At 65.0% G+C, this 5,592-nt stretch carries 5 protein-coding genes; 3 read left to right on the top strand and 2 right to left on the bottom strand.

All coding sequences use genetic code 11. The features are described 5' to 3' along the window. Window positions 1–242 precede the first annotated feature (242 nt). The gene (locus tag K8I01_12230; protein ID MBZ0221184.1) at window positions 243–1,124 is read left to right on the top strand and encodes a tyrosine-type recombinase/integrase; all 882 of its coding nucleotides are present in this window, start codon (window positions 243–245) and stop codon (window positions 1,122–1,124) included. A gap of 161 nt (window positions 1,125–1,285) precedes the next feature. On the opposite strand, the gene K8I01_12225 is transcribed toward K8I01_12230, so the two are convergent. Beyond that, a complete protein-coding gene (locus K8I01_12225) occupies window positions 1,286–1,795 on the bottom strand; it encodes a hypothetical protein (protein ID MBZ0221183.1) in 510 nt (169 codons plus the stop codon). 414 nt (window positions 1,796–2,209) lie between these two features. Between K8I01_12225 and K8I01_12220 the strand changes: the two genes are divergently transcribed. Together K8I01_12220 and K8I01_12215 are read left to right on the top strand one after the other, a co-directional pair. After that, window positions 2,210–2,464, top strand: a complete 255-nt coding sequence (locus K8I01_12220) for a DUF1580 domain-containing protein (protein MBZ0221182.1) — start codon at window positions 2,210–2,212, stop codon at window positions 2,462–2,464. Window positions 2,465–2,572: 108 nt separating this feature from the next. After that, a complete protein-coding gene (locus K8I01_12215) occupies window positions 2,573–3,661 on the top strand; it encodes an IS630 family transposase (GenBank protein MBZ0221181.1) in 1,089 nt (362 codons plus the stop codon). Window positions 3,662–3,977: 316 nt separating this feature from the next. On the opposite strand, the gene K8I01_12210 is transcribed toward K8I01_12215, so the two are convergent. Beyond that, window positions 3,978–4,640: a hypothetical protein gene (locus K8I01_12210; GenBank protein ID MBZ0221180.1), complete on the bottom strand. Its 663-nt coding sequence runs from the start codon at window positions 4,638–4,640 to the stop codon at window positions 3,978–3,980. Window positions 4,641–5,592 lie beyond the last annotated feature (952 nt).

Raw genomic sequence — 5,592 nt, 5'->3', positions numbered from 1 at the left:
CTCACCAACAACGACGACGTCGCACACCATGGCGGGGTCACCGCCAGCGATCGCATCGAGGTCAAGCCGTGGATCGAGTCGGAGAACCGGTTCAGCTTCGTCACCAGCGACCCCCGGGCGGTCGATCTGGCCTGCTTCCGCCACGGCTGATCCAAGGGCGACGACGACGCCCTGCGGAGCGGTTCATGCAGCGGCAGGGACGCCTGAATGCGACTTGATGGTCTCGGCGGTCGCATGGCTCCATGTCGGCCATGCACCTCCAAGATGCCCTCCAGGGGTTCCTCCTGCAGCTCCAGGCCGACGGCCGGTCGCCACACACCATCGGGCAGTACCGCCGCCACGTCGCCGCGCTGATCGCGTGGCTGGCCGCGAACGGCAACAACCAGAACGTCAACGACCTGTCGCCCGACGTGCTGGCCCGCTTCTTCGCCGACGGCGCCGCCCGCGCCTCCTGCCGCGGCGGGAGCAAGAAGGCGACCTCGTTGAACGCCCTGCGCACCTCGATCCGGTGCTTCGCCGCCCACCTGCGCGACGCCGGCCTCGTCGCTTCGAACCCCGCCCGGCTGCTGCGTCGAGCACGGTGTGCCCCGCCGCCGCCGCGCGGCCTGCACCCAGACGAGCAGAAGCGGTTGCTCGAGGTCCTCGCCGCCGCCGAGGGCCCCGAGGCCAACCGCGACCGCACGCTCGTCGAGTTGCTGCTCGGCACCGGCGTGCGCATCGGTTCCGCCCTGGCCCTCGACGTCGGCGACCTCGACTTCGCGCACGGCGAGATCAACTTGCGCAGCACGAAGAACAACCGCCCCACCACCGTGCTGATGCCAACCGGGATCGCCGAGAAGCTGAAGACGTTCGTCGCCGGCAGCACCACCGGGCCGGTGTTCCTGGCCGGCGACCGGCGGATCTCGATGCGGCACGCCCAGCGCAGGCTCGGCCGGTGGCTCGCGGCGGCCGAGATTCGCGGGCGGTCGGCGCACGCGTTGCGCCACAGCTTCGCCACCCGGGTCTACAGCAGCACCGGCGACCTGCAGTTGACGCAGATCGCGTTGGGCCACGCCACCATCGCGAGCACGGTCATCTACGCGAGGCTGGACCGGGCGCGGCTGCGGGAGGCGGTTGGGGCGTGACGAAGCCGTTCAGATCAGTCACAACGACAGAGGCCGTTGCAGCCACAGGGTGCAGACACCTCGCCGATGGTCGCATCGGGCAGGCGGTGCAAGGACGGAATGCGAGCCTGGAGTGGACGGGTAAGCCGTCCGTCGCCGTCACGGCCTCAAGGCGGCGAGAATCAACCTTGCGCCGCCAGCCAGTCGTAGTACTCCGCGCCACTGCCGAAGAACACCCTGTGCCAGCCGAGGTCTGCATTCCAATCCCAGACGGCGATGATGTCGTCGTTGTCGCAGTAGACGGTGTCTTCGACGCCGCACTCCACCACGTCGGGTCTCCCGTCTTCGCCGTCGACGCAGTAGATCCAGTCCTGCTCCCCATCGCCCTGGGTTGAGAAGATGTCCCACCCATCGTCGTCGTAGAGGACATCGCTACCTTCACCGCCGCAGAGGTAGTCGTCGTCCCCTCCGCCGATGATCAGGTCGTTGCCTTCGTCGCCGTAGAGGTCGTCGAACCCATCACCACCAGAGAGGTAGTCGTCACCGAACAGCCCGAAGTAGCTGTCCGAGGAGCTGGCGCCGCCGAGGTAGTCGTTCGAGTCCGTGCCGACGTACACGTACTGACAGGGAGCCTTCAGGGCGAGCAGGCAGGAGATGAACGCCGCGAGGACGGGGATGTGGGGAAGGCGCATGCTTGAACCTCGTGTTGAAGTGGTTGAAGACCGACCGGCACGGTCGGTCGGACGAGTTCCCCGTGTGACCCATCAGTGGTTTCAAGTTCGTTGGGAAACTCGGGGCGCCCGTTCCTGCATGGCTTGAGGAACTCCGGGGCGTGACGGGCACCACCTACGTTTGCTGACGGCTCACGCTTGGGCGATTTCCGCCTTGCTCGCCACGGGAAAGCAAAACCGCCCACATTCGCGATGCGGGCATCATTCCCTTCTTGGTCGCAACTGCTTCTCAAATCAGTTGCTGCGACGCCATCGTAGGTCGTGGGTTAGCCGCCCCACTTGCATCTTCTGTTGCTCTTTCTCTCACGCGAAGACCCGCAACCCACCTGGTTTGCTCGGTCGGCGCGCATCGAGAACACGAATCAGAGAGCACGAGTGACGATGACCGCGCACCCATACACCATCGATCCCACGATCGAGAGGCTGCTTCACATCGGCCAGCTGCCAGACCTGTTCGAGCGGTTCGGCATGAGGCGCCCGCACAAGAACAACGTGAGGCGTTGGCTCACCACCGGCACCCGCGGCGTAGTGATCCCGTCAGTCCTCGTCGGCGGCAAGCGCTACACCACCCAAGCAGCTGTCCAGTGGTGGATCGCAACCTCGACTGCCGCCAAGCCCCTGGGTGGCTGAGGATGACCGCGCACCCCGTTCACAACCCGGCCATGCTAGTGTAGTGCGTCGGAAATAGCGGTAATTATGCGGGAACCTACGCGTTGGGTAGCCTGTGAGGCCAAACCCATGCGAGTAGCCGTGACGATCAAGCTGGCTGACGATGAGCGCGCGAAGCTGGAGAGCTACGCCCGCGGGCGCTCGACGCCGGCGAGGCTCGTGCTCAGGGCGAAGATCGTGCTGCTGGCGGCGGCGGAGAAGAACAACAAGGACATCGCTGCCGAGCTGAAGACGCTGCAGAAGACCGTCGGACTCTGGCGGAACCGATTCGCCCAGAAGCGGCTTCCCGGCATCGAGAAGGACGCTCCTGGTCGGGGCCGGCCGAAGACGATCGACGCGAAGAAACTCGAAGAGGTCGTGCGCGTGACGACGCAGGAGACCCCACCGAACGCGACCCAGTGGAGCACCCGCGACATGGCCAAGGCGATGGAGGTCAGCGCGTCGACCGTCGGTCGCGTCTGGCGAAAGAACGGCCTCAAGCCCCACCTGTTCAGGAGCTTCAAGCTGAGTCGCGATCCTGAGTTCGCCGAGAAGCTCGATGACGTCGTCGGTCTGTACCAGAACCCGCCAGCGAACGCGATTGTGCTGAGCTGCGACGAGAAGTCGCAGATTCAGGCCTTGGACCGTACGCAGCCATCGCTGCCTTTCCGCAGCGGACGGACAAAGACCGTCACGCACGACTACAAGCGCAACGGAACTTCGACCCTCTTCGCCGCTTTGAACACGCTGAACGGGAACGTCCTCAGCATGTGCGCTCCGCGGCACCGTCATCAGGAGTGGCTCCGCTTCCTGGAGATGATCGACCGCGAGACGCCAGCGCATCTCGCCATCCACGTCATCGCCGACAACTACGCGACCCACAAGCACGCCAAGGTGAAGCGCTGGCTCGCGCGTCACCCGCGCTTCCACATGCACTTCACTCCGACCAGCGCGTCTTGGCTCAACATGGTCGAGCGCTTCTTCCGCGACATCACGACCAAGCGCATCCGCCGCGGCGCGTTCCCCAGCGTAGACGCTCTCATTCAGGCCATCCGAAGCTACATCGAGCAGCACAACCTCGACCCCAAGCCGTTCATCTGGACTGCCAAGGCCAGCGACATCCTGGCCAAGGTCACGCGCGCCAGGAAAGCGCTCGCGAATAATTCCCCATCTATCTGACGCACTACACTACCAATGTCCACCGGGAGGCGCCAGCCAATGTAGGCGAGCCAGATGTTGCCTGCGAGGGAGAGAAGACTGCGCCCCCAACGGATGCCGCCAAGCACACCACCGTGTTCTGAGGCGTCCGGCGACTCCCAAAGCCAGAAGCGTTGGTAGGTATCGAAGGCCTGCGTACCAACCGTGATGCGAACGGACCAGTCCGGCCGCAGGAGGTGGCGGTATATCGCCCACAACACGAGTGCGGACGCAACCACGCGCAGGCACCAGATCAGCTTGGAGTACACGGGCCTGGTCATCCCAACGTCTTTGACGCTCAGCCGCCGGCGCCGCTTGGGGCGCCGGTCGGCTGCTGCGTCTTGTTGGGTGCCGCTCCGACGCTATCACGAAAGCGCCACCGGCACCACGCGATGGCCACAGTCGAGCATGCGAGGCTGATTCCGGCGCCGAGTGGACCGACTCCCGCCGATGCCGCCATGGAACCTGTGGAGACGACGAACACCACGGGCAGTGACTTGGCCAAGTTGGTCCCGACCAATCCCCAGACCATCAGGGGGTAGGCAATCGCTGCGCACAGGATGCACAGCGGGCCGGCGACAGTCATCACCTCGATCGAGAACCACGGCTTGCCGTAGGCTCCGTCAGTTGGAGGAAGGCGCAGGTGAATCATGCCGATGCCCACGGTCATCGTGAGCAGCGCGCAGGCGACGGTCGCGAAGAGCAGGATCACCGCTCTCTCGAACCCGATGTATCGGCTGTAGGCCATCGCGTGCACCCAACGTCTCTGCCGCTCAGCCGCGAGCCGCTTGGGGCTCGCCGGCTGCAGCGGCCTGTTGGGCCGGGCGCGCTTGTCGGTAACGTGGCGCTGCGGGGAAGCGGCCGGCTTTCGGTTGTTCCCGCGAAAACGAGTTGGGCCGCGGCGATCGACGCCATCGGCATTCGAGAGCAACCAACCACCGAGGTTGCGCGACGCCCGCATGAGCGTCCGCGTTCGGACTGACTCGCCAGAGGCCCCGTTCGGATGCGAGCGATGCCTGCGCTCGGGGCTGGTGCATCTGACGCATGCTTGCGATGATCGCGCCCGGCCCAACAGGCCGCTGCAGCCGGCGAGCCCCAAGCGGCTCGCGGCTGAGCGGCAGAGACGTTGGGCGGACCCAGCCTTGCCACGCCTTGCGATGACCTCTAGCTTGCAGCCATGATCTGGACTGCCATCTCCTGCATTCTGACCGCTCTGATCGGCTTCTCATCTCGGGTGGTTGCGCAGGTGACGACTGCCTCATGGAGCTTGGTGCCAGGGTCGGGGTGTTTCACTACCACGAGCTGTGGGCAAATCCCCCCCGTGACGGCTGGTCCCAGCCTGTACCTTGGTCTCCCCGGAATTGTCAGGGTCACGTTTCAAGGCCCTGTGTGGGGCGGCATAGGGAATTGCTGGATTCCAGTTTCCGTTCTTGGCGTTGGCGCACTCCCTGCAGCGGCCACATTCCAAGCGATGCCAGCGTTCCCCAACTTCTGGTCCTGTGGTTGGAATCCGGTGCCAGTCCCCTGCAACTGGGTAGTCGATCCAATTGTTTTGATCGCTTCGACGTTTGTAATAGTCGACTTGCCCAACTCCCCAGCTCTTGTGGGGCTGAGTGTCATCCACCAGCAGTATGGGTTCTCCACTTGCCCCGCGTACTCGGACACAATCTCTGGAGCCATTCGGGTCGATCTGCTGTAGCTGGTGATTGGTAGCTATGCCGCCCAACAAGACCTTGGAGCCGGCGAGCGCCGCAGCGGCGCTCGCGGCTCAAGGTCAAAGACGTTGAACGAAACCGCTGCGCGGTAGCCCCGCTCCCGGCCGGTCGTGCCGGTTGAGCCGTCGTGGTTCGGGCCCTGTCCCTTGAAATGGCTGGCGAACCCAGCGTCCCCGTCCCGACGATCCTGGCCGGCGG

Source organism: Deltaproteobacteria bacterium (assembly GCA_019912665.1).
Lineage (GTDB): Bacteria > Desulfobacterota > GWC2-55-46 > GWC2-55-46 > GWC2-55-46 > UBA5799.
The sequence above is the reverse complement of the archived record's forward strand: the minus strand, read 5'-3'. Positions and strand labels throughout refer to the sequence as shown.